This window comes from Cardiobacterium sp. (assembly GCF_057314735.1).
The window spans coordinates 1-19,144 of sequence record NZ_DBHKZK010000078.1 but is presented as its reverse complement, the minus strand read 5'-3'; the positions used below and the strand labels follow the sequence as shown (position 1 = coordinate 19,144).

21 protein-coding genes and 1 tRNA gene are annotated in these 19,144 nt (G+C 59.3%); 10 read left to right on the top strand and 12 right to left on the bottom strand.

Annotated features, from left to right (window positions below; all coding sequences use genetic code 11):
* From ACO54Z_RS11850 to ccoG, 3 genes are all read right to left on the bottom strand, one after another.
* On the bottom strand, positions 1-1,842 hold a 1,842-nt coding region (locus ACO54Z_RS11850), incomplete at its 3' end, for a heavy metal translocating P-type ATPase (RefSeq protein WP_485997199.1).
* Entirely contained in the window at positions 1,839-2,318 is a 480-nt protein-coding gene (locus ACO54Z_RS11845; protein WP_485997198.1) for a FixH family protein, read from the bottom strand. The genes ACO54Z_RS11845 and ACO54Z_RS11850, both read right to left, overlap by 4 nt.
* Positions 2,315-3,697, bottom strand: a complete 1,383-nt coding sequence (ccoG, locus tag ACO54Z_RS11840) for a cytochrome c oxidase accessory protein CcoG (protein ID WP_485997197.1) — start codon at positions 3,695-3,697, stop codon at positions 2,315-2,317. The genes ACO54Z_RS11845 and ccoG overlap by 4 nt, the downstream gene beginning before the upstream one ends.
* A gap of 127 nt (positions 3,698-3,824) precedes the next feature.
* On the opposite strand from ccoG, the gene ACO54Z_RS11835 reads away from it, so the two are divergent.
* Both ACO54Z_RS11835 and ACO54Z_RS11830 read left to right on the top strand, forming a co-directional pair.
* On the top strand, positions 3,825-4,133 hold the full coding sequence (locus tag ACO54Z_RS11835) for a hypothetical protein (RefSeq protein ID WP_485997196.1): 309 nt from the start codon (positions 3,825-3,827) through the stop codon (positions 4,131-4,133).
* A gap of 193 nt (positions 4,134-4,326) precedes the next feature.
* A tRNA-Arg gene (locus ACO54Z_RS11830) sits at positions 4,327-4,403 on the top strand.
* Between the two features lie 229 nt (positions 4,404-4,632).
* Here the strand turns inward: ACO54Z_RS11830 and ACO54Z_RS11825 are convergent.
* The 5 genes from ACO54Z_RS11825 to ACO54Z_RS11805 form a co-directional block, all read right to left on the bottom strand.
* Positions 4,633-5,073, bottom strand: a complete 441-nt coding sequence (locus ACO54Z_RS11825; protein WP_485997195.1) for a nuclear transport factor 2 family protein — start codon at positions 5,071-5,073, stop codon at positions 4,633-4,635.
* A 10-nt stretch (positions 5,074-5,083) separates the two neighbouring features.
* Positions 5,084-5,740 carry an NAD(P)-dependent oxidoreductase gene (locus ACO54Z_RS11820; RefSeq protein WP_485997194.1) on the bottom strand — a complete coding sequence of 219 codons (657 nt, stop codon included), beginning with the start codon at positions 5,738-5,740 and terminating at the stop codon, positions 5,084-5,086.
* A gap of 30 nt (positions 5,741-5,770) precedes the next feature.
* Complete coding sequence (locus ACO54Z_RS11815; protein WP_485997193.1) at positions 5,771-6,427, bottom strand: NAD(P)-dependent oxidoreductase; 657 nt, start codon at positions 6,425-6,427, stop codon at positions 5,771-5,773.
* Between the two features lie 330 nt (positions 6,428-6,757).
* On the bottom strand, positions 6,758-7,300 hold the full coding sequence (locus ACO54Z_RS11810; RefSeq protein WP_485997192.1) for a DUF4276 family protein: 543 nt from the start codon (positions 7,298-7,300) through the stop codon (positions 6,758-6,760).
* Positions 7,297-8,493, bottom strand: a complete 1,197-nt coding sequence (locus ACO54Z_RS11805) for an AAA family ATPase (protein WP_485997191.1) — start codon at positions 8,491-8,493, stop codon at positions 7,297-7,299. The genes ACO54Z_RS11810 and ACO54Z_RS11805 overlap by 4 nt, the downstream gene beginning before the upstream one ends.
* A gap of 546 nt (positions 8,494-9,039) precedes the next feature.
* Here ACO54Z_RS11805 and ACO54Z_RS11800 point away from each other — a divergent pair.
* Positions 9,040-11,349 carry a nitric-oxide reductase large subunit gene (locus tag ACO54Z_RS11800; RefSeq protein WP_485997190.1) on the top strand — a complete coding sequence of 770 codons (2,310 nt, stop codon included), beginning with the start codon at positions 9,040-9,042 and terminating at the stop codon, positions 11,347-11,349.
* 67 nt (positions 11,350-11,416) lie between these two features.
* Complete coding sequence (locus ACO54Z_RS11795; RefSeq protein ID WP_485997189.1) at positions 11,417-11,779, top strand: DUF488 domain-containing protein; 363 nt, start codon at positions 11,417-11,419, stop codon at positions 11,777-11,779.
* Between the two features lie 81 nt (positions 11,780-11,860).
* Here the strand turns inward: ACO54Z_RS11795 and rplI are convergent, their stop codons facing one another.
* Genes rplI through rpsF form a run of 3 tightly spaced genes read right to left on the bottom strand, consistent with a single transcriptional unit; the run spans position 11,861 to position 12,868 of the window.
* A complete protein-coding gene (rplI, locus tag ACO54Z_RS11790; protein WP_485997188.1) occupies positions 11,861-12,310 on the bottom strand; it encodes a 50S ribosomal protein L9 in 450 nt (149 codons plus the stop codon).
* A 9-nt stretch (positions 12,311-12,319) separates the two neighbouring features.
* Entirely contained in the window at positions 12,320-12,532 is a 213-nt protein-coding gene (gene rpsR / locus ACO54Z_RS11785; RefSeq protein ID WP_298079659.1) for a 30S ribosomal protein S18, read from the bottom strand.
* Positions 12,533-12,535: 3 nt separating this feature from the next.
* Complete coding sequence (rpsF, locus tag ACO54Z_RS11780; RefSeq protein WP_298079660.1) at positions 12,536-12,868, bottom strand: 30S ribosomal protein S6; 333 nt, start codon at positions 12,866-12,868, stop codon at positions 12,536-12,538.
* A 158-nt stretch (positions 12,869-13,026) separates the two neighbouring features.
* On the opposite strand from rpsF, the gene ACO54Z_RS11775 reads away from it, so the two are divergent.
* From ACO54Z_RS11775 to gdhA, 4 genes are all read left to right on the top strand, one after another.
* Positions 13,027-14,085, top strand: a complete 1,059-nt coding sequence (locus tag ACO54Z_RS11775) for a ribonuclease D (protein ID WP_485997187.1) — start codon at positions 13,027-13,029, stop codon at positions 14,083-14,085.
* Between the two features lie 18 nt (positions 14,086-14,103).
* Positions 14,104-14,892 carry a Cof-type HAD-IIB family hydrolase gene (locus ACO54Z_RS11770; protein WP_485997186.1) on the top strand — a complete coding sequence of 263 codons (789 nt, stop codon included), beginning with the start codon at positions 14,104-14,106 and terminating at the stop codon, positions 14,890-14,892.
* 38 nt (positions 14,893-14,930) lie between these two features.
* The gene (locus tag ACO54Z_RS11765) at positions 14,931-15,305 is read left to right on the top strand and encodes a hypothetical protein (RefSeq protein ID WP_485997185.1); all 375 of its coding nucleotides are present in this window, start codon (positions 14,931-14,933) and stop codon (positions 15,303-15,305) included.
* 349 nt (positions 15,306-15,654) lie between these two features.
* A complete protein-coding gene (gene gdhA / locus ACO54Z_RS11760) occupies positions 15,655-17,001 on the top strand; it encodes an NADP-specific glutamate dehydrogenase (RefSeq protein ID WP_485997184.1) in 1,347 nt (448 codons plus the stop codon).
* A gap of 66 nt (positions 17,002-17,067) precedes the next feature.
* Here gdhA and ACO54Z_RS11755 read toward each other — a convergent pair whose 3' ends face one another.
* Complete coding sequence (locus ACO54Z_RS11755) at positions 17,068-18,363, bottom strand: NCS2 family permease (protein ID WP_485997183.1); 1,296 nt, start codon at positions 18,361-18,363, stop codon at positions 17,068-17,070.
* Positions 18,364-18,514: 151 nt separating this feature from the next.
* Here ACO54Z_RS11755 and ACO54Z_RS11750 point away from each other — a divergent pair, with 151 nt between their 5' ends.
* Together ACO54Z_RS11750 and ACO54Z_RS11745 are read left to right on the top strand one after the other, a co-directional pair.
* Positions 18,515-18,817, top strand: a complete 303-nt coding sequence (locus ACO54Z_RS11750; RefSeq protein ID WP_485997182.1) for a type II toxin-antitoxin system RelB/DinJ family antitoxin — start codon at positions 18,515-18,517, stop codon at positions 18,815-18,817.
* Positions 18,814-19,086: a type II toxin-antitoxin system YafQ family toxin gene (locus tag ACO54Z_RS11745; protein WP_485997181.1), complete on the top strand. Its 273-nt coding sequence runs from the start codon at positions 18,814-18,816 to the stop codon at positions 19,084-19,086. Before ACO54Z_RS11750 ends, ACO54Z_RS11745 begins: the two co-directional genes overlap by 4 nt.
* Positions 19,087-19,144 lie beyond the last annotated feature (58 nt).

The window sequence follows — 19,144 nt, the reverse complement described above, 5'->3', positions numbered from 1 at the left end:
TTCGGTTGATGTTTCGGCAGCGGCGGTATGCGGGCGAACCCCACCCCCGTCCCCTCCCCCACAGGGGGAGGGGGGAAATCCTTCCACTCCGTTTTCTTGCATATAGGCGGCGCTGCCGATGTGCCAGCGGCTGCCGTCGCAGTCGCCGCTGATGCCTTTGCCGCTGTGTTGTTCGATGTTGTCCATCGAGACGGTGGCGACGGGTTGTTGGCTGTAGTACCAGGCGATGGGGTGGGTGCTGTGGGTTTCCAAGGTCTTGGCAATGGCGAGCAGCCGTGCCGGGTTGCCGTAATAGTCGCTTTGTTGCAGTTGGTATTTGCCCTGGGTGAGGGTGCCGGTTTTGTCGAAGAGGATGCGGCGGATGTGGTTGAGGCGGTCGAGGGTGTTGCTGTTTTTGATGAGGATGTGGTGTTTGTGCGCGTGGTTGAGCGCGGCGGTGAGGACGGTCGGGGTGGCGAGCGACAGCGCGCAGGGGCAGGTGGCGACGAGGATGGCAAGCGCGATGTCGAAGGCGCGCGCGGGGTCAATGATCTGCCAGAGGAGGTAGCCGGCGGCGGCGAGGATGAGGACGGCGAGGACGGTCTGCCGGGCGAGGGCTTCGTTGCGGTCGATTTGCGGCGAGCGGTGTTGTTCGGCGCGGGCGCTGATGCGGCGGATGGCGGCAAGGGTGGTTTGTTGGCCGGTCTGGCTGACGCGGATGTCGAGCGGGCTTTGCAGGTTGGTACTGCCCGCGTGGACGCGGTCGCCGATGGTTTTGTATTGCGGCGTGCTTTCGCCGGTGAGCATTTGTTCGTCGATGCGGCTTGCGCCGTGGGTGATTTCGCCGTCCACCGGGATGGTGTGGGTCGGCAGGACGCGGATGTGGTCGCCCGGCTGGATGGTTGGCAAGGGTACGAGTTGTGTTTCGCCGCTGTCATTGTATTTGTACACGGCGTCGGGCAGGAGGCGGGCGAAGTGTTGCTGGTTGTGGCGGGCGCGGCGGCGGGTGTGCGCTTCGAGGTAGCGGCTGATGCTGATGAAGAAGATGAACATGGTGACGCCGTCGTAGTAGATTTCGCCGCGTCCGATGAGGGTGTGGTAGAGGCTGGCGAGCCACGCTCCGGCGCAGGCGAGGGCGATGGGCAGGTCCATGTTCGGCTGGCGGTGGCGCAGGCCGAGCCAGGCGTTTTTCAGGTAGGGGTAGCCGGCGTAGAGCATGACCGGGGCGGAGCAGATGAGGCTTATCCAGCGCAGCAGTTGTTCGTATTCGCGGTCGATGCCGTGCCAGGCGCCGGTGTAGAGGCCTGTCGCAAACATCATCACTTGCATCATGCCGAGGCCGGCGACGATGAGGCGCAGCAGGTCGTGGTTGCGTTCGCGCCGCTGGTTGTCGTCGTTTTTGTCCGGGGTGTGCAGGTTGGGGGTGTAGCCGAGGCTGGCGATGGTGGCGAGGATGGCGGATAGCGGGGTGTCGCGCCAGCGGATTTCGGCGAGGCCTGTGCCGAGGTTGATGCGCGCGTGGCTGATGCCGTGCGCGTCTTGCAGGGCGCGGCTGATGAGCCAGGTGCAGGCGGCGCAGTGCAGGCCGTCGATGTAGAGGTGGATTTCTTGTTCGTCGCCGTCCTGGTAGGTGTATTGGGCGGCGATTTCAGGGATGTCGTAGGCCTGCCAGTGGGCGGGGTCGTAGGGGTGGGCGGGGCGCGGCGCGGGGCGGTCGCGGACTTGGTAGTACTGGTCGAGGTGGTGCGCGTTGATGATTTGCGCGACGGTCTGGCAGGCGTGGCAGCAGTAGTGGTGGCCGTGGTCGTCGCTGATGTTGATGCCCGCCGGAATGGGCTGCTGGCAGTGGTAGCAGGCGCTCATGGGTTGGCAAGCGGGATGGTGGCGGGCGGCGGTTCGCCGCGTTTGGGATGCGGGTATTTGCCCTTGATTTTCCAAGTTTTGTCAGCGGGGGCGAGGCTGAGGTACCAGGTGGCGGTTGGCAGGGTTTGTTGGACGGCGGCAGGCAGCGGGTAGTGGTTCGGCGCGTCCGCTTGCAGGGTGTGCGTCTGGTCAAGGGCGGCCTTGCTCGCGTGTTGCAGGGTAAGGGTGAGCGGCTCGATGCCCGGCGGTTCGCGTTGCAGGGTAATGGCACCGTCGGCAAGGGTGGCGGTGATGGTGGTGCGGCCTTCGTGGCGTTTTTGCGGCGACAGGCCGGTTTTGCTGTAGTCCTCCAGCACCGGTGCTTCTTTGCTGCTGACGGCGAGGTAGATGGTGTACATACTGCCGCAGACGGTGGCGAGCGGGATGAGGATGATGAGCAGCAGGATGTGGTTTTTGTACCAGGGGATGGGGTTCATTTGGTCGGGCCGAGGAATTTGCTGGTTTGGCGGTGCGCGTCCGCAGGGTTGTCCTGCGGGGTGACGATGAAGTCGATGTTGGTACTGTTGTCGGTGAGGGAGGTGCGCGGGATGTTGACGCGCAGCACGGTCTCGTAAACGGCACCGGGCTCAACGCTGAAGCGGGTTTTGCCGTCGATTGCCGCGCCTTCTGCGCCTTCGATGCCGAGGGTGTACTGGCGCGGGTTTTCGGTTTTGTTGAGGATTTTGATGGTGTAGATGTTCTGGATGCGGCCGCCGCTGATTTTGCGCGCGAGCACGTTGCGGTCGCGCAGGATGTTCACGTCCAGGTCGCCTTTGCCCGCGATGGAGAGGATGAAGAGGCTGAAGGCGGCGATGAGTACCGCGCCATAGGCAAAGGTTTTCGGGCGCAGCAGCTTGGTTTTTTTGCCGGCGAGGCGGTTGGTCGAGGTGTAGCGGATGAGGCCGCGCGGCGCCTTGATTTGGTCCATCATGTTGTCGCAGGCGTCAATGCAGGCGGCGCAGGCGATACATTCCAGTTGCAGGCCGTCGCGGATGTCGATGCCGGTCGGGCAGACCTGCACGCACATGGTGCAATCGACGCAGAAGCCAAGCGCGTCCGGGTTGTCGCGATCCTGTTTCTTCAAGCGGCGGCGCGGTTCGCCGCGATGCGGGTCGTAGGCGATAATCAGCGTGTCCTGGTCGAACATCGCCCCCTGGAAGCGGGCGTAGGGGCAGACGTATTTGCAAAACTGCTCGCGCACGATGCCCGCTTGCAGGTAGCAGAAGCTGCCGTAGAGCGCGACCCACAAATAGGTGTCAATGCCCGCGTGCAGGGTGAAGAAATCGGGGATGAGCTTACGGATGGGGACAAAGTAGCCGACGAAACCGATGCCCGCGCTCAGGGCGACGGCGACCCACAGCGAATATTTCAGCACGCGCTTGCGCCCCTTCTCGCCGCGCCACGGCTTACGCGCGAGTTTTAACTGTTCGGAGCGGTTACCTTCGATTTTTTGTTCAATCCAGAGGAACACTTCGGTGTAAACGGTGTGCGGGCAGGCGTAACCGCACCAGACGCGCCCCAGCAAGGCGGTGGCAAAAAAGAGCAGCAGCGCGAGGCCGAGCAGAATAAAGGTCAGCAGGATGAAATCCTGCGGCCAGATGTTGAGGCTGAAGATATAAAAGCGGCGGTGCGGCAGGTCAAAAAATATCGCCTGACGGCCGTTCCATTGGAGGAAGGGCAGGAAATGGAAGATGCCGAGCAGCACCAACAGCGCGGTTTTGCGCAGGTTGGCGAAGCGTCCCTTGACCGGGCGCGGCCGGATTTTGACGTGCTTCTCGTAGAGCGTTTCGGGTTGCGATGGGGAGAGGGTTGCCATGATGATTCCTTGCAGCGCGGGGGTGCCGGATTTTGTTATGAATTATGGATTGCCGGGCGAGCCGGCGCGCGCAATTATAACGACAGACACGCGCGTTAATCTTGGAAGTTAAACGGATTTTTCCAAAATGGCCGATTGGAATAATTGCAAAGCTGCCACGGGGACAAAGATGGGCAGCGTCATTACATTAACGTCAGTTAATGACTATTTGCGGCAACTGCCCCGCACGCAGGGAAAACCGCGACAGCAGGCGATTTTCGTATTTTTACAACAAAAACAGCTTGCAAGCCGCAAAATGCCCCGATGCGCCAAAAATGCCGCCGTTGTCGCACGCAAGGCGGACTGGCGGTGGCAATCTGCACGAAACAGAACATTACCTCTTATTTTTATAGACAATTTCCGCGTTGGCACTCGTAAAGCTAAGTTCATGACGTGAAGGTAAGCTTAGGATTAGCGCTCATTCTTTGGTCGAGAATGTTACCTTCACGACCTTGTGCAGGAGGCATTGCGAGGAAGGGGCATGATGCCTGAATGTGTGAGTTATTCCCCCCTGTTTCGGCAGGGGGATTTTTTTGGCGTGCAAAAACCCTTTGCCCGTGCCGGGGCTTCCAGTACAATGCGCCGCCACACCGCCCGTAGCTCAGCTGGATAGAGCGTTGCCCTCCGGAGGCAAAGGTCAGGGGTTCAAATCCCTTCGGGCGGGCCATTTATTCCTGAAACCCCGTTATGCTTTGCATAACGGGGTTTTTATTATGGGAAAGTAGTCGTCGCAAATCATAGTTCTGAAAAGCGGACAGGGAAGACTACCGCATGGACTGCAATTTTATGGACGCTGCCCGCTCACGAATGCCAGGCATCCTGCGGTGACAGGGACGAATTTTCCATAACGGCGCAAAAAAAATCCCGCATCAGGCGGGATTTTTTGTGAGCGGCGGTCAGAACATGGAATGGCCGCTTTCGGTTTTTTCCGGCACGGGCTGGGCGACGTCCCAGTGTTCGACGATTTTGCCGTCGGCATCGAGGCGGAAAATATCCATCACCGCCTCGCCGCGGTCATCCGGTGCGCTTTGACTATGCACATGGACGACCACCAAATCGCCCTCGGCGATGACGCGCTTGATGGTGGCGCGCGATTGCGGATGTTCCTTGAGATACGGCGCAAACGAATCGATGAACGCCTTGCCGCCGTCTGCGACGCCGGGGTTGTGCTGGATGTACGGCTCGGCGACGTATTTGGCGACCGCTTCTTCCAGTTTGTGCTGATTGAAGGCGAGTTCGTAGAAGGCGGCGACATTTTCCTTGTTGCGCGCGAGCGTGTCGGCGGCAAAAGCCAGCGGTGCGGCGGCGAAAAGCGAGGAGAGGAGAATTTTTTTCAAGTTTGTTCCTTTAGATTGCGGCTATGGTGAAAATTTTGTGCAGATGCGCCTTTTGCTCAGCATCGTCGGCGATGGCAACCGCAATATCGGCGCGGCTGATGTTCGCAGGTTTGTCGCCGTCCATGAGCAGCGTTTCATCGCCGAGGCGGTAGCGACCCATGCGCGGCAGGGCGGCGCTGTTTTCCGGCGAGAAGCACGCGGGCGGGCAAATCATCGCCCAGTTGAGGCCGTCCGCCGCGAGTAGGTCGTGCAGCAGATCGCGTTCGGCCTTGCCGACGTCGAGGATTTCCTGCGGGAACTGCGGCGTATCAATCAGGCGCACGCCGGGGGCAACGTAGAGGTTGCCCGCGCCGCCGACCACCAGCAAATACGGCACGTCTGCGCTTTGGGCGGCGGCCAGAATGGCGGCGTAACCGCGGCGAAAATCGGCAACGAGGTTCGGATTCGTCCAGCCGCCGTTGAAAGCGCTGATGACTGCATCAAAACCGGCGAGTCGCGCGGCAAAGTCGGCGTCATTAACGTCAGTGGCAACGGCAAGCACGTTCGGCGCGCTGAATATATTGGCGGCGTTGCGGGCGAAGGCGGTGACGTCATGGCCGCGCATGGCAAGTTCACGCACGACGGCGTCGCCAACGAAGCCGCTTGCGCCAATTACGGCAATTTTCATGGAAAACTCCCTGTTAGAGATTTGGAAAAATCAGACACTCGCTACGGTAAAGCGCTGATGCAGGTGCGCTTTTTGCGCGACATCGTCGGCGATGGCAATGGCGAGGTCGGCGACGCTGATGCCTGCCGGGGCGTCGCCGTCCATCAGCGCGTCATCCTGGCCGAGGCGGTATTTGCCGGTGCGGTCTTCGCTGTGGCCGCCGTCCGCGCCGAGGCAGATGGGCGGCGAGATGAACGCCCAGTTGAGGTCATTCCGACCGCGCAGTTCGGTCAAAAGGTCGCGCGCGGCGTTGGCACCGTCGTAAATTTCTTTGGGGAAATCCGGGGTGTCGATGACTTGCACGCCGGGGGCGATGTAGAGGCTGCCCGCGCCGCCGACGATGAGCAGGTACGGTACGCCCGCGCTTTTGGCAGCGGCGAGGATGGCGGCGTAGCCGTCGCGGAAATCGCGGCCAATGTTCGGATTGGTCCAGCCGGGGTTGAAGGCGCTAACGACGGCATCAAATCCGGCGAGCTGCTCGACAAAACCGGCGGCGGTGACATCGGCGGCGACGGCGCGCACGTTTGGCGCAGCGAAGACTTTGCCGGTATTGCGGGCGAAGGCGGTGACGTCGTGACCGCGCGCGGCGAGCTCCTGGACGACGGCGTTGCCGACATAACCGGTAGCGCCGATAACTGCGAATTTCATGGGGTTCTCCTGGGGTTTGTGAAGGAGCGCTTATTGTATTCGCACCAACAAGCGGTTAGAATCGCCGTTTTCTGAAGTGATTGTGAAGGAGCGCTAAAAAATTACTATCGCGCCGGATACAAAAAAACCGGGGATTCACCTGGCTTGTCGCACCATACGCCTTCAATCAAATTCAGTACTTTCAATGCTTTAATGCTCCATTCCTATGCACAGACACGGCTTTCAATTTCCTACATCAGATTAGATGCGGTGATGGTAATAACGGCTGTCTCCCGGATTAATGCGATTTTCTCAGCATCCTCTTGCTCGGCAACACATTCTACCCGTTGATTAAAGTAGATTTTGAATACCTTGAATTAATACATTAAAACTTTGCGACATATTTCTCCGTTGCATCAATAGTGGAGCGATGGCACGCGAACCAGCAATTTCCTGATATTCTGGCACCAGCTTCTTTAATTCCTGTTTAGCATTGTTCAGATTGTCTGGCTGGCGGAATTTCTTTCCCTGTTGTTGCGCGTGGAGATTTCTGCCAAAAGCACGGCTAACCGCAGCCAGGTTGCCCAAATAAAATGTTTCCAACTCATGACAGGCAATGCGTACCAGCGTATTGGGTTTGCCTGCCAGGTGGCAAATGGACTGCAAATTTGCCTTGATGCGGTAACAATCGCCAGAATCCTGATCGCGCAAAACCACAAAGCGGATATTTTCCGTATGCTGCCAGCCACGCAACTTGCGTTCTAATTGCTTTTCCAAGTCCTGCTTGCCTTCAAAAACGACAAACTGCCATTCGTGTCCTGCAGCAATTACCGGTAGAATCCCTTGCAGCATTTCTTTTGCCGACGGTTCTTCAAGAAAAAATACCAGCTTCATTGTGGATTGGCTCCGGTAAAAAATCCCTGCTTCCACAAATAGCCCATTTGGTCGCCTTCGCCGATAAAAGCGGCAATCTGCGAATCGTCGCGGGCGCGGTGAATGGTGGTATGCCCTTTTTCCTTGACCAGCCAAAAAACTTCATCCAATTGGGCAGCATTCAAAAAATCGGGGGAATGACTGGAAACAAATACCTGCCCGCCGCGTTCGGCGTAAGCGCGAAATTCCTCTGCCAATTCCCACAGCAGCGTGGGATAAAGCTGGTTTTCCGGCTCTTCCACGCACAATAACGGGTGCGGATGCGGGTCATACAACAAAACCAGATAGGCAAACATTTTAATGGTGCCATCGGAAACATAGCGATCAATAAAAGGATCTTTGAAACTCTGGTCACGGAAACCCAGCAGCAGACGACCGTCCGGCGACTGAATAGTTTCTACATCGCCAATACCAGGAACACGGTGCTTCATGGCGGTAACAATGCGCTGAAAGACTTTCGGCTCACTTTCATAAATGTGCTGCGCTACCAATTGCAGGTTTTCGCCTGATACCGATAAATGCTCATATTCTCCCGCGGCATCCTTGCTGCCGCGCGCCAGATTGATATAAAAATCGGAGACATGCCAGTTTTCAATGAGTTGGCGGAAAGCACTGGCTGCCTTGAAACGGGAAAATTGCCCCAGCCCCTTGATTGCCAAAACATCAGGCTCGATTTCCTGATATTCACGCGTCAGCTCTTCCTCTTCCTTGCTGAAATCTTCTTCATTGATGATGGCATAACCCTGACCATTTTCAAAATTAAGGAAATTGTAGGGCGAACCATGCCGCCCACGTTTATAACGCAGTTTTTCTCGCCGCACGACCGGTTTTCTGTTTTTATTTTGGCCAATATGAATTTCATAAGTTACCAGGCGATTGACACCGCCAATATCCATGCGGAACTGGATCTCCAGCGCGATATGGTCCTTTTCGATATTGGCGCCCCGGCTTAACACTTCACGAAAACCGCCACGCCGTTGCAATGCACTGCTGACATTGAAAGTCAGGCAGTCGCGGAGAAAACTGAAAATATCGAACAGGGTCGATTTACCGGAGCCATTTGCGCCAACGACCACGCAAAATGGCGGAATATCGGTCATTTCTGCCTCGCGGAAGGCTTTGAAATTATGGATACGAATGGTCTCAATACGCATGGTTTGCTCCTCTGTCATCTATTCCGTGCGGATTTTACAACGGCGGCATGGTTATGGACGGAGCTTGTGTATTTTGTGATTCGCTGCGGGGTTATAACGATACTCACGTCGCACCCACCAGCGGTGACGCCCGCGTGGATACGCACCGATTTCGGGCTTTAGAGCCTGTTCAAAATCCCATGGCGAGCGCGATGAGCGCGGGATTGAGCGTGCTGCGGCGTTGCAAAACTTGGCAAGGTAGTCCACATTGCCTACGTTTTGCGCCTTGCATCCCGTACCAACCCACCTCGCCCCTGGAATCTTGGACAGGCTCTTAGGCGGCATGGATGGCTTCGAGCGGCAAGGCAGTCTTGATCCGGACACCCGCCATCACGTTCGGCACCAAGGTACTTGCCCAACCTGATGCAGGCGAATGCCTTCGACACGGGAAATCCCAAGCCCGTTAACTATCCTGACCTTTATCAAGGTAGCCGCCTTGCCGTTTTGTAAAAATGCCGCGCGTTGCGACAACCGTCGCCGCATTACTGTTCCTGGAGGCAATAAAATATGAAAGATTACAAACGGTTATGGGCGATACTCGGTCTGATTATGATCGGTTCGTTCTTCATCCTCGGCTATTTCGGCAAGGAGGTTTACAACGAAAAACCGCCTGTGCCCACCGCCTTTGTCGATGAAAACGGGCAAACGCTCTACACCAAAGACGACATCATGGCGGGACAGTCCGCCTGGCAATCCATCGGCGGAATGTCCGTCGGTACGGTCTGGGGGCACGGCGCCTATCAGGCGCCTGACTGGACTGCCGACTGGATTCACCGCGAGGTGCTTGGCTGGCTTGATCAGCAGGCGCAGCGTGAATACGGCAAGAACTATGCCGAGCTGAGTCCGCGCGACCAGGCCACGCTCAATTACGACGCGCAGCAGGCGTTCCGCAAGAACACTTACGACCCGGCAACCGACAAGGTGACGCTCTCTGCCGACCGCGTCCGCTCCATTGAAGCCGTCGCCGCCTATTACGACAAGCTGTTCGGTGCCGACCCGGAGCTGCACAAGCTGCGTGAAGCCTATGCGATGAAGGAAGACACCCTGCCCAGCGCGGAGAAACGCGCCAAGCTCAACGCTTTCTTCTTCTGGTCCGCCTGGGCGGCATCCACCAACCGCCCGAATCTGGACGTCACCTACACCAACAACTGGCCGCATGAGCCGCTGATTGGCAACCAGCCGTCTGCGGAAAACGTCATCTGGTCTATCACTTCCGTCGTCACCCTGATTTTCGGCATCGGTTCGGTCATCTGGATTTGGGCGTTCTTCACCCGCCACGAACATGAAGAAATCGCCGTTCCGGCGCAAGACCCGCTCACTCTGGTCAAACTCACCCCGTCGCAAAAGGCGCTGGGCAAATATTTGCTCATCGTCGCGGCGCTGTTCTTCGTCCAGGTCATGCTCGGCGGCTTCACCGCACACTACACTGTGGAAGGCCAGGATTTTTACGGCATCCCGGTCGCTGACTGGCTGCCCTACAGCCTGACCCGCACCTGGCACATCCAGTCCGCCATTTTCTGGATTGCCACCGGCTTCCTCGCCGCCGGTCTCTTCCTCGTGCCGATTATCAACGGCGGCAAAGACCCGAAATTCCAGAAACTCGGCGTGGACGTGCTCTTTTGGGCGCTGATTGTCGTCGTTGCCGGCTCTTACCTCGGCCAGTTCGTCGCGCTAAAAGGCTGGATGAACGAGAAATTGAATTTCTGGCTCGGCCACCAGGGCTATGAATTTGTGGAAATTGGCCGCCTGTGGCAGCTCGCCCTGTTCATCGGCCTCGTCTTCTGGCTCATCCTCATGCTGCGCGGCATCTGGGCGGCACTGAAGCAACCCGGCGACAAGAGCCTGCTCATCCTCTTTACCCTTTCCGCCGCCGCCATTGGCCTGTTCTACGCCCCGGCGCTGTTCTACGGCGAACACACCCACATCTCCGTCATGGAATACTGGCGCTGGTGGGTAGTACACCTCTGGGTAGAAGGCTTCTTTGAAGTATTCGCCACCTCCGCCGTCGGCTTCATCTTCTACAACCTCGGCATGGTCAGCCGTCGCGCCGCCACCACCGCCGCGCTGCTCGCCGCGATGATGTTCATGATTGGCGGCATTCCCGGCACCTTCCACCACATCTACTTCGCCGGTACCACCACACCGATTATGGCCATCGGCGCGCTGTTCTCCGCGCTGGAAGTCGTGCCGCTCGTCCTCCTCGGCTACGATGCCTTTGAAAACTGGACCATCCAGCACAAATCCGAATGGATCAAGCCGATGCGCTGGCCGCTGTGCTTCTTCATCGCCGTCTCCTTCTGGAATATGCTCGGCGCGGGCGTCTTCGGCTTCCTCATCAACCCGCCGATTTCGCTCTACTACCTGCAAGGGCTGAACACTACCGCGAACCACGGCCACGCCGCCCTCTTCGGCGTCTATGGCTTCCTCGCCCTCGGTTTCACTCTGATGGTGCTGCGCTACATCCGCCCGACCCTGCAAATGAACAACAAGCTGATGTTCACCTCCTTCTGGGCGCTCAACCTCGGCTTGGCGATGATGCTCTTCACCAGCCTGCTGCCGATTGGCATCATCCAGGCGCACGCCACCATCAACGAAGGCCTGTGGTGGGCGCGCAGCGCGGAATTTGTCGAACAGAATCCGATTATCCACACCCTGCGCTGGGTGCGTACCATCGGCGACGTTGTCTTCATCATCGGTGCGGTCGCCTTCGGCCTGCAAATCCTCAAAGGATTGCTGCACAAAGAACCGGGCGACAGCGCCCCGGCGGTGGCCAAACCGGCAGAAGCCACAACGGCGACAGCTACCCAAAACAGCTAAACGCCACACGCCACAAAAACCCGCCGCAAGGCGGGTTTTTCTGTAAATCCATCCACGGAGCAAAGCCATGACCTTTCGCATCGCCCGCATCTATGACTACCAGCCACAGGCCGGAGAAACCGCCATCTTCCTTGACCGCCTCTACCCGCGCGGTGTCCACAAAGAACTGATGGCACAGGTTGTCTGGCTGAAAAACCTCACCCCCTCGGCAGAGCTGCGCCGCTGGTACCACGCCGACCCGGAGCAGCGCTATGACGACTTCGCCGCCCGCTACCGCCAGGAACTGCAAGACCCGGAACACCAGGCGGCACTGGCAGAGCTGTGGCGCCTCGCCGGGCAACAGCCGCATACCGTATTGCTCACCGCAGTCAAACACCCCGAACACTCGCATCTCGCGGTACTGCTCGATTACCTGCACGAAAGCGGCTGAACCGCCCTGCCCCGCTGGATGGCGCGCACGAAAAAGCCGGAAGGTGTTGCCACCTCCCGGCTTTGATGCAAAAAACTTTGCTTATTCGCCTGCGACGACGCGCACCAGCACTTCGGTGCTGATTCCGGCGAAGAGGTGCAGGCCGATGGTGTATTCACCGATCTCGCGGATGGTGCCGTGCGGCATCAGCACTTCGCTGCGCGCCAGTTGCAGGCCTTGCTGCACGGCGGCGTTGGCGATGTCTTGCGTGCCGACGGAGCCGAACAGTTTGCCTTCGTCGCCTGCTTTGGCGAGGATGGTCAGTACCTTGCCGGCGAGCGCGGCGGCGCGGCGTTCGGCGTCTGCCAGTTTTTCCGCCTGCTGGCGTTCCAGCTCGGCGCGGCGGGCTTCAAAGCGCTCGATGTTCGCCTTGGTGGCTTCGGTTGCCTTGCCTTGCGGGATGAGGAAGTTGCGGGCATAGCCGGCTTTGACTTCAACGCGGTCGCCGAGGTCGCCGAGGTGGGTGACTTTTTCCAGAAGAATAACGTTCATGAATCCCCCTTAGTGCTGGTCAGAGTACGGCAGGAGTGCCAGGAAACGCGCGCGCTTGATGGCGGTTGCCAACTGGCGCTGATAGTAGGCGTTGGTACCGGTGATGCGTGCCGGGACGATTTTGCCGGTTTCGGTCAAAAACGCCTTCAGGGTTTCAAGGTCTTTGTAGTCGATTTCTTTCACGCCTTCGGCGGTGAAACGGCAGGATCTGCGACGTGCCATGGCTTAGCCCTCCTTCTTCTTGCTGTCGGCCATCGGAGAGGCCTCGGTGATGGCTTCATCGCGACGGATGGTGAGATGACGCAGAATGGCGTCGTTGAAACGGAAGTTGTTTTCCAGCTCGGCCAGGGTAGCGGCGTCGCACTCGATATTCATCATGATGTAGTGCGCCTTGACCAGCTTTTCGATTGGATACGCCAGCACGCGGCGTCCCCAGTCTTCAAAGCGGTGCACTTTGCCTTTGGCAGCTTCCACGATGCCGCGATAACGCTCGCTCATCGCATTGACCTGTTCGCTCTGGTCCGGGTGAACCAGAAACACGATTTCATAATGTCTCATAAAGATTCCTTATGGATAAACAAAGCCGCCACTACGGCGGCAAGGAAATGCCGGCGAACCGGCAAGGGCGCGCATTATAAGGAAAAACTTCCGTCAAAACAAACTGCCACCGTCCGGGGAAAACGTGCTACCGTGCCACAAAAAACACCTTGACCTCCATGAATCACACCCCCTGGCAACACGCCACCGCAAGCACCACTTACGACCCCGCGCGCATCCTCTGCTACGACAGCGAATTTGTGCGCGAACGCAGCTACATTCCCAAACTCGCCCTGGTGCAAACCTGCCAGCCGGGCGGCACCGCGCAACTGTACGACCCGCTCGATAGCGGCGTACCGTGGACAACCCTTCTGCGCCATCCCGCGCCCATCGTGCTGCACGCCGCCACACAAGACCTGGAACTGATGCAGCTTTTTGGCGGCGGCCTGCCCGCCAGTATCCGCGACACCCAAACCGGCTTCGCCCTCTGCACGCCGCAACTCGCCGTCAGCTATGCCGCGCTGGTGGAGCATTACCTCGGTATCAATCCGGACAAAAGCCAGACCCGCAGCGACTGGCTCGCTCGCCCGCTTGATGCGGCACAACTCGATTACGCTGCCGATGACGTCGGCCTGCTCGCCCGCCTCTACCCGCTGCTCGCGGCCGACTTGCAACGCCTTGACCGCCTCGGCTGGTGGGCGGAAGAAAGCGCGGCGCAACTCGCCCGACAACAGCAGCCGCGCGAAGCCTGGCACTGGTACCGCCTCCAGGGCGCGCCGCAACTGCGCCACGATGACAAAGCGGCGGCGCAAATCCTCGTCGAAGCGCGCGAACGCATCGCCATCGCGCACGACCTGCCGCGTCGCGCCGTGATGAGCGACCGTCAGCTCATTGCCATCGCGCAAAAACGCCCAACCAGCCCGGAAAACCTCGCCGAACACCTCGCCGCCGACCACCCGCTCTGGCAAGAATTGCCCTTCCTCGCGCAACGCTTCAGCGAAGCCGCGCCGCCGCCCGCCCCACCCGCCAGTCCGCGCCTTTCGCCCGGCAAACGGCAACAGTACGAACAACTCTGCCGCTACACCACCGACACCGCCGCCGCGCTCAACATCCACCCGGAAATGCTCGCCCCCGCCCGCATCCTCAAGCAGTTCACCGCTCGCCCCGACCCGACCAGCCCGCTGCTGAGCGGCTGGCGTGCCGCCTATTTCCGCGAGCCGCTCGGCAAACTGCTCTAAACCCCAAAGGAGAACCCCATGCCCTACCGCGCCATCTTCAGCGACATCGACGGCACCCTGCTCAACCGCGAACACCGCATGAGCGCGCGCACCCTCGCCGCCACCCGCCACGTCGTCGCCCTTGGCATCCCCTTCATCCTCGTCTCGGCGCGACCACCGCTCGCCATCACCCCGTTCACCGACGCCATCGGCGGCGCGCAGCCGCTGATTGCCTACAACGGCGCGCTCATCCTCGACGGCGAGCTGCGCGAACTGTACAGCGTGCCGCTCGATGACGCCGATATCCGCCAGCTTGAAGCCGAACTCGAAACCCTGCCGCGCCTCTCGCTCAATTACTACCAGGGCACGCACTGGTACAGCCCCGACCCGGACAACTACTGGACGGCGCAGGAGGGCGAGATTACCGGCCTGCGTGCCAGCGCCAAACCCGCCACGCCGCTCACCGCCGTGCATAAAATCCTTGTCATGGGCGATGCCGCCGACATCCTCGCGCTGGAAAACCGCCTCAAACCGGCGTACCCGCAGCTGGAAATCCACCGCTCCAAAAACGAATACCTCGAAATCGTCAACCGCGCCGCCACCAAGGCGCAAGCCATCCAGTTCATGGAGCGCCGCCTCGGTGTTGGCGCCGACGAAGTCATCGCCTTTGGCGACAACTACAACGACCTCGATATGCTGCGCTACGCCGGCTACAGCGTGGCGATGGGCAACGCGCCGGAAGACATCAAGGCGCAGGTGCGCCACGTCACCGCCACCAACGCCGAAGACGGGCTGGCGCAGGTGCTGGAAGCGCTCTTTCCCGCCTGACCACCTCGCCTCACACCCTCCCCATCGCCGGAGCCACCATGAAACGCCAACTAAAGCATACCCTTCCCGCCATGTTAGCCCTGCTGCTGGGCGCTTGCGCCACCTCCGCCCGTTACGAAAGCGCCCTCGCGCAATGGGTCGGCAAACCGCTGGATGAGCTCGTCCTCGCCTGGGGGCCACCGCAAGGCAGTTACACCCTGCGCGACGGACGCCAGGTCATTGAATACCGCCAACAACAAATCGTCCGTCGCCCCGGCTGGGGACGCACCATGCTGGGCTCGCCGCGCGTCTTCTATCTGCTAGACGAAATGGATGACGAATACAGTCTGCGCCAATGCAGCACCCGCTTCATCATCGACGTCCACGGCAACATTGAACAATGGGCGTGGGACGGCAACGATTGCCGCCAGTAAACAAAAACATGACGGCAGGCGGGCGAACCTCTGCTATTGCACCAAACCACACCACCTATGCGCGAAGCCTGCCATAGGGTGCGCCTCGGCGCACCGTCCGGGTGATGGCGACGGTTATGCGGCGGTGGGGCAAGCCCCACCCTACGAACAGCGCGCCGCAGACCGCACACGTTTGCCGCTGCCAAAATGCCCTCAAGCTCCTACTGAATCCGCACCCTTTCACCGCCTGCCGTTGCCTTTTTAGCCCGCAGCGGCATTTTTTTGTTGGACTTTGGCGAAAAACACTTTATATTCCCCGCACAGCAAAATTTTTTGCTGTTTTTTTGGCTTTATTTAGAGGAGATAACCTATGCCCCAAAACATTCTGATGAAACTGTTTGCCCGCATCCAACAACGCGACCCCGGCCAGCCCGTCTTCCACCAGGCGGTGCAGGAAGTCTTCGCCAGTCTCGAAGGCTTCCTCGCAGAAAACCCGCGCTACACCGAGCAGTCGCTGCTGGAGCGCATTGTCGAGCCGGAGCGCGTCATCATTTTCCGCGTACCGTGGGTCGATGACCGTGGCGCGGTGCAAATCAACCGCGGCTACCGCGTGCAGATGAGCTCGGCCATCGGCCCGTACAAGGGCGGCCTGCGCTTCCACCCGCAGGTTGATTTGGGCGTGCTGAAATTCCTCGCCTTCGAGCAGGTCTTCAAAAACGCGCTGACGACGCTACCGATGGGCGGTGCCAAGGGCGGCTCGGATTTTGACCCCAAAGGCAAGAGCGACGGCGAAGTGATGCGCTTCTGCCAGTCGTTCATGAGCGAGCTGTTCCGCCACATCGGCGCGGATACCGACGTTCCCGCCGGCGACATCGGCGTTGGCGGCCGCGAAATCGGCTACCTTTTCGGCCAGTACAAACGCCTGACCAACGGCTTCTCCTCGGTGCTCACCGGCAAAGGGCTTTCCTACGGCGGCAGCCTCATCCGCCCGGAAGCGACCGGCTACGGCCTCATCTACTTCACCGAATTCATGCTGCAAACGCGCGGGCAAGACCTCGGCGGCAAGCGCGTGCTCATCTCCGGCTCCGGCAACGTCGCCCAGTACGCCGCCGAGCGCGCGATGCAGCGCGGGGCGAAGGTGCTGACCGTTTCCGATTCCGGCGGTTTCGTCCGTTTCGCCGACAGCGGCATGACCGAGGCGCAACTGCAAGCGCTGCTGGAGCTGAAAGAGGTACGGCGCGAGCGCCTCGCGGTCTATGCCAAGGAGCAGGGGCTGGAATTTTTCGCCGGAGAACGTCCCTGGGGCGTGCCGGCCGACATTGCCCTGCCGTGTGCGACGCAAAACGAGCTGGATGAAAGTGATGCGAAAAAGCTGCTTGCCAACGGCTGCCGTTGCGTCGCCGAGGGCGCGAATATGCCCTCCACGCTGGAAGCGACCGACGTCTTCCTTCAGTCAGGCATTCTCTACGCGCCGGGCAAGGCGAGCAACGCGGGCGGCGTCGCCACTTCCGGCCTGGAAATGAGCCAGAACGCCATCCGCCTCTCGTGGACGCGCGAGGAAGTCGATAACCGCCTGCACGGCATCATGGCGGCCATTCATGAATCCTGCCTGCGCTACGGCAAACGCGACGATGGCAGCATCAACTATGTCCAGGGCGCGAACGTCGCCGGTTTCGTCAAGGTGGCGGACGCGATGCTGGCGCAGGGGATTGTGTGAGCACCCTGCCCGTGTTCCCGCAGCAAAAGCCCGCCACTACGGCGGGTTTTTCGTATCCGGATGCACTCAACCATGCACCCAAACCAGCCGCGCCAGCAGCACCGATGCCAGCACGATGACGCCGATATTGAGCTCGCGCCAGCGGTTGCACAATAGCTTCACAATGGTATAGCTGATGAAGCCGAGGGTGATGCCGTCGGCGATGGAGTAAGTCAGCGGGATGGCGAGGAAGGTGATGGCGACCGGGGCAGCTTCGGTGATGTCGTGCCAGTCAATCTCGCCGACGGTGTATATCATCAGCACCGAGACGTAGAGAATCGCGCCGGCGGTGGCGTAGGTCGGCACCATCCCGGCAAGCGGCGAGAAGAAGGTCGCCAGCAAAAAGAGGATACCGGTGACAACCGCCATCAGCCCGGTACGGCCGCCCATGGCGACGCCGGAAGCGCTTTCGATGAAGCTGGTGGTATTGGAAGTGCCGAGTACCGCACCGACGACGGTCGCGCCGCTGTCGGCAAGCAGCGCTTTTTTCAGGTTGGGGATTTTGCCGTCCTTGACCAGTCCGCCGCGTTCGGTAACGCCAATCAGCGTGCCGGCGGTGTCAAATAAATCGACGAAGAAGAAGGCAAAGATGATGCTGAACATCGCCGGTTCCAGCGCGCTTTTCAAATCCATCTGCATGAAAGTCGGCGCAAGTGAGGGCGGCAGGGAAATGAGGCTTTCCGGCACTTGTCTGTCGCCGAAGAGGACGCCCAGCACGGAAATAATCAGAATGGCGAGCATGACGCTGCCCGGCACGCGGTAATGGACAAAGGCGATGATGAGGAAAAGGCAGAGCGCGGTCATCAGCGGCGCGAAGGAAATGATGCTGCCCATCTTCACCAGCACGCCGTCGGCACCGACAATAATCCCGGCGCTTTGCAGGGCAATGAAGGCGAGAAAGCCGCCAATGCCGGCGGCAATGGATTTTTTCAGCGCGTCGGGGATGGCGTTAATCAGCCATTCGCGGATGCGCAGCAGGCTGACGATGATAAAAAGCACGCCGGAGAAGAAAACACAGGCAAGCGCAGTCTGCCAGGTGTGGCCGAGCTGAAGGACGACGGTGTAGGTGAAAAAGGCGTTCAGCCCCATGCCGGGGGCGAGGGCGACCGGCAGGTTGGCATAGAACCCCATGATGAACGAGCCGATGGCGGCGGCGATACAGGTGGCGACGAAGACCGCGCCGTGATCCATGCCCGTCTTCGCCAGCACGTTGGGATTGACGAAGATGATGTAGGCCATGGTGAGGAAAGTGGTAATGCCGGCGATGACTTCGGTGCGAACCGTGGTGCCGTGCGCCTGCAACTTGAACAGCTTGTCGAGCATGGGAAAATCCTGAAAAGAAGGGGGCGCGTATTATAGCGGCATTACCATTGCGCCATGCGGGCACTGCCTCCGCGGCGACGACCGCCCGCCTTGCCAGACCGTGACAAAAGCAGTACATTCGCAGCACAATCCAGATATAAGGAGCAACACCATGGCCACAACCAACTACAACATCCGCATTGAGCAGGAATTGCGCGACCGCGCCTTCTCCGTGTTTGAACGCTACGGACTGGCACCGTCGCAGGCGATTAAACTGTTTCTGAACCAGGTCGCCGATACCCAGACCATCCCGCTGTCATTCAACCACCATGCCGGACGCCGGGAAAACATCCCCAATGCCGTCACCCGTCAGGCGCTGCTGGAAGCGATCGAAAACCGCAAAAATGGCACACCGGGCAAGCACTACCGCAACCTCGACGACATGATGAAAGACATTCAGGAATGGCAAGAGTGAAACAGAGAACCTTGTACCCAACCACCCAATTCCGGCGGGATGTCAAAAAACAATGGGACGAATTGATTAGCCCGGATTGGGCGACCGTTATCTATTACCTGATCAACGACCACGAAATTCCCAAAAAATACCGGGATCATGCCTTGAGCGGCGAATGGTCGGGCTTTCGCGAATGCCATATCAAGCCAGATTTGCTGCTGATATACGAAACCGGCGAAGATTCCATCCAACTCGTCCGCCTCGGCTCGCATTCAGAGCTGTTTGGCTAAGAACCTGTTTAAAATCTTGGAGAACCGCATTTTTCCGTATGCTTGTGTAGGAAACTGA

What these genes read in the sequence shown, in the direction of transcription:
- rpsF (WP_298079660.1), bottom strand. Translation starts at nt 12,868, where the DNA reads ATGAGACATTATGAAATCGTGTTTCTGGTTCACCCGGACCAGAGCGAA.
- ACO54Z_RS11820 (WP_485997194.1), bottom strand. Translation starts at nt 5,740, where the DNA reads ATGAAAATTGCCGTAATTGGCGCAAGCGGCTTCGTTGGCGACGCCGTC.
- ACO54Z_RS11800 (WP_485997190.1), top strand. Translation starts at nt 9,040, where the DNA reads ATGAAAGATTACAAACGGTTATGGGCGATACTCGGTCTGATTATGATC.
- ACO54Z_RS11755 (WP_485997183.1), bottom strand. Translation starts at nt 18,363, where the DNA reads ATGCTCGACAAGCTGTTCAAGTTGCAGGCGCACGGCACCACGGTTCGC.
- rplI (WP_485997188.1), bottom strand. Translation starts at nt 12,310, where the DNA reads ATGAACGTTATTCTTCTGGAAAAAGTCACCCACCTCGGCGACCTCGGC.
- ACO54Z_RS11815 (WP_485997193.1), bottom strand. Translation starts at nt 6,427, where the DNA reads ATGAAATTCGCAGTTATCGGCGCTACCGGTTATGTCGGCAACGCCGTC.
- ccoG (WP_485997197.1), bottom strand. Translation starts at nt 3,697, where the DNA reads ATGGCAACCCTCTCCCCATCGCAACCCGAAACGCTCTACGAGAAGCAC.
- ACO54Z_RS11835 (WP_485997196.1), top strand. Translation starts at nt 3,825, where the DNA reads ATGGCCGATTGGAATAATTGCAAAGCTGCCACGGGGACAAAGATGGGC.
- ACO54Z_RS11795 (WP_485997189.1), top strand. Translation starts at nt 11,417, where the DNA reads ATGACCTTTCGCATCGCCCGCATCTATGACTACCAGCCACAGGCCGGA.
- ACO54Z_RS11770 (WP_485997186.1), top strand. Translation starts at nt 14,104, where the DNA reads ATGCCCTACCGCGCCATCTTCAGCGACATCGACGGCACCCTGCTCAAC.
- ACO54Z_RS11765 (WP_485997185.1), top strand. Translation starts at nt 14,931, where the DNA reads ATGAAACGCCAACTAAAGCATACCCTTCCCGCCATGTTAGCCCTGCTG.
- ACO54Z_RS11845 (WP_485997198.1), bottom strand. Translation starts at nt 2,318, where the DNA reads ATGAACCCCATCCCCTGGTACAAAAACCACATCCTGCTGCTCATCATC.
- gdhA (WP_485997184.1), top strand. Translation starts at nt 15,655, where the DNA reads ATGCCCCAAAACATTCTGATGAAACTGTTTGCCCGCATCCAACAACGC.
- ACO54Z_RS11810 (WP_485997192.1), bottom strand. Translation starts at nt 7,300, where the DNA reads ATGAAGCTGGTATTTTTTCTTGAAGAACCGTCGGCAAAAGAAATGCTG.
- rpsR (WP_298079659.1), bottom strand. Translation starts at nt 12,532, where the DNA reads ATGGCACGTCGCAGATCCTGCCGTTTCACCGCCGAAGGCGTGAAAGAA.
- ACO54Z_RS11805 (WP_485997191.1), bottom strand. Translation starts at nt 8,493, where the DNA reads ATGCGTATTGAGACCATTCGTATCCATAATTTCAAAGCCTTCCGCGAG.
- ACO54Z_RS11750 (WP_485997182.1), top strand. Translation starts at nt 18,515, where the DNA reads ATGGCCACAACCAACTACAACATCCGCATTGAGCAGGAATTGCGCGAC.
- ACO54Z_RS11775 (WP_485997187.1), top strand. Translation starts at nt 13,027, where the DNA reads ATGAATCACACCCCCTGGCAACACGCCACCGCAAGCACCACTTACGAC.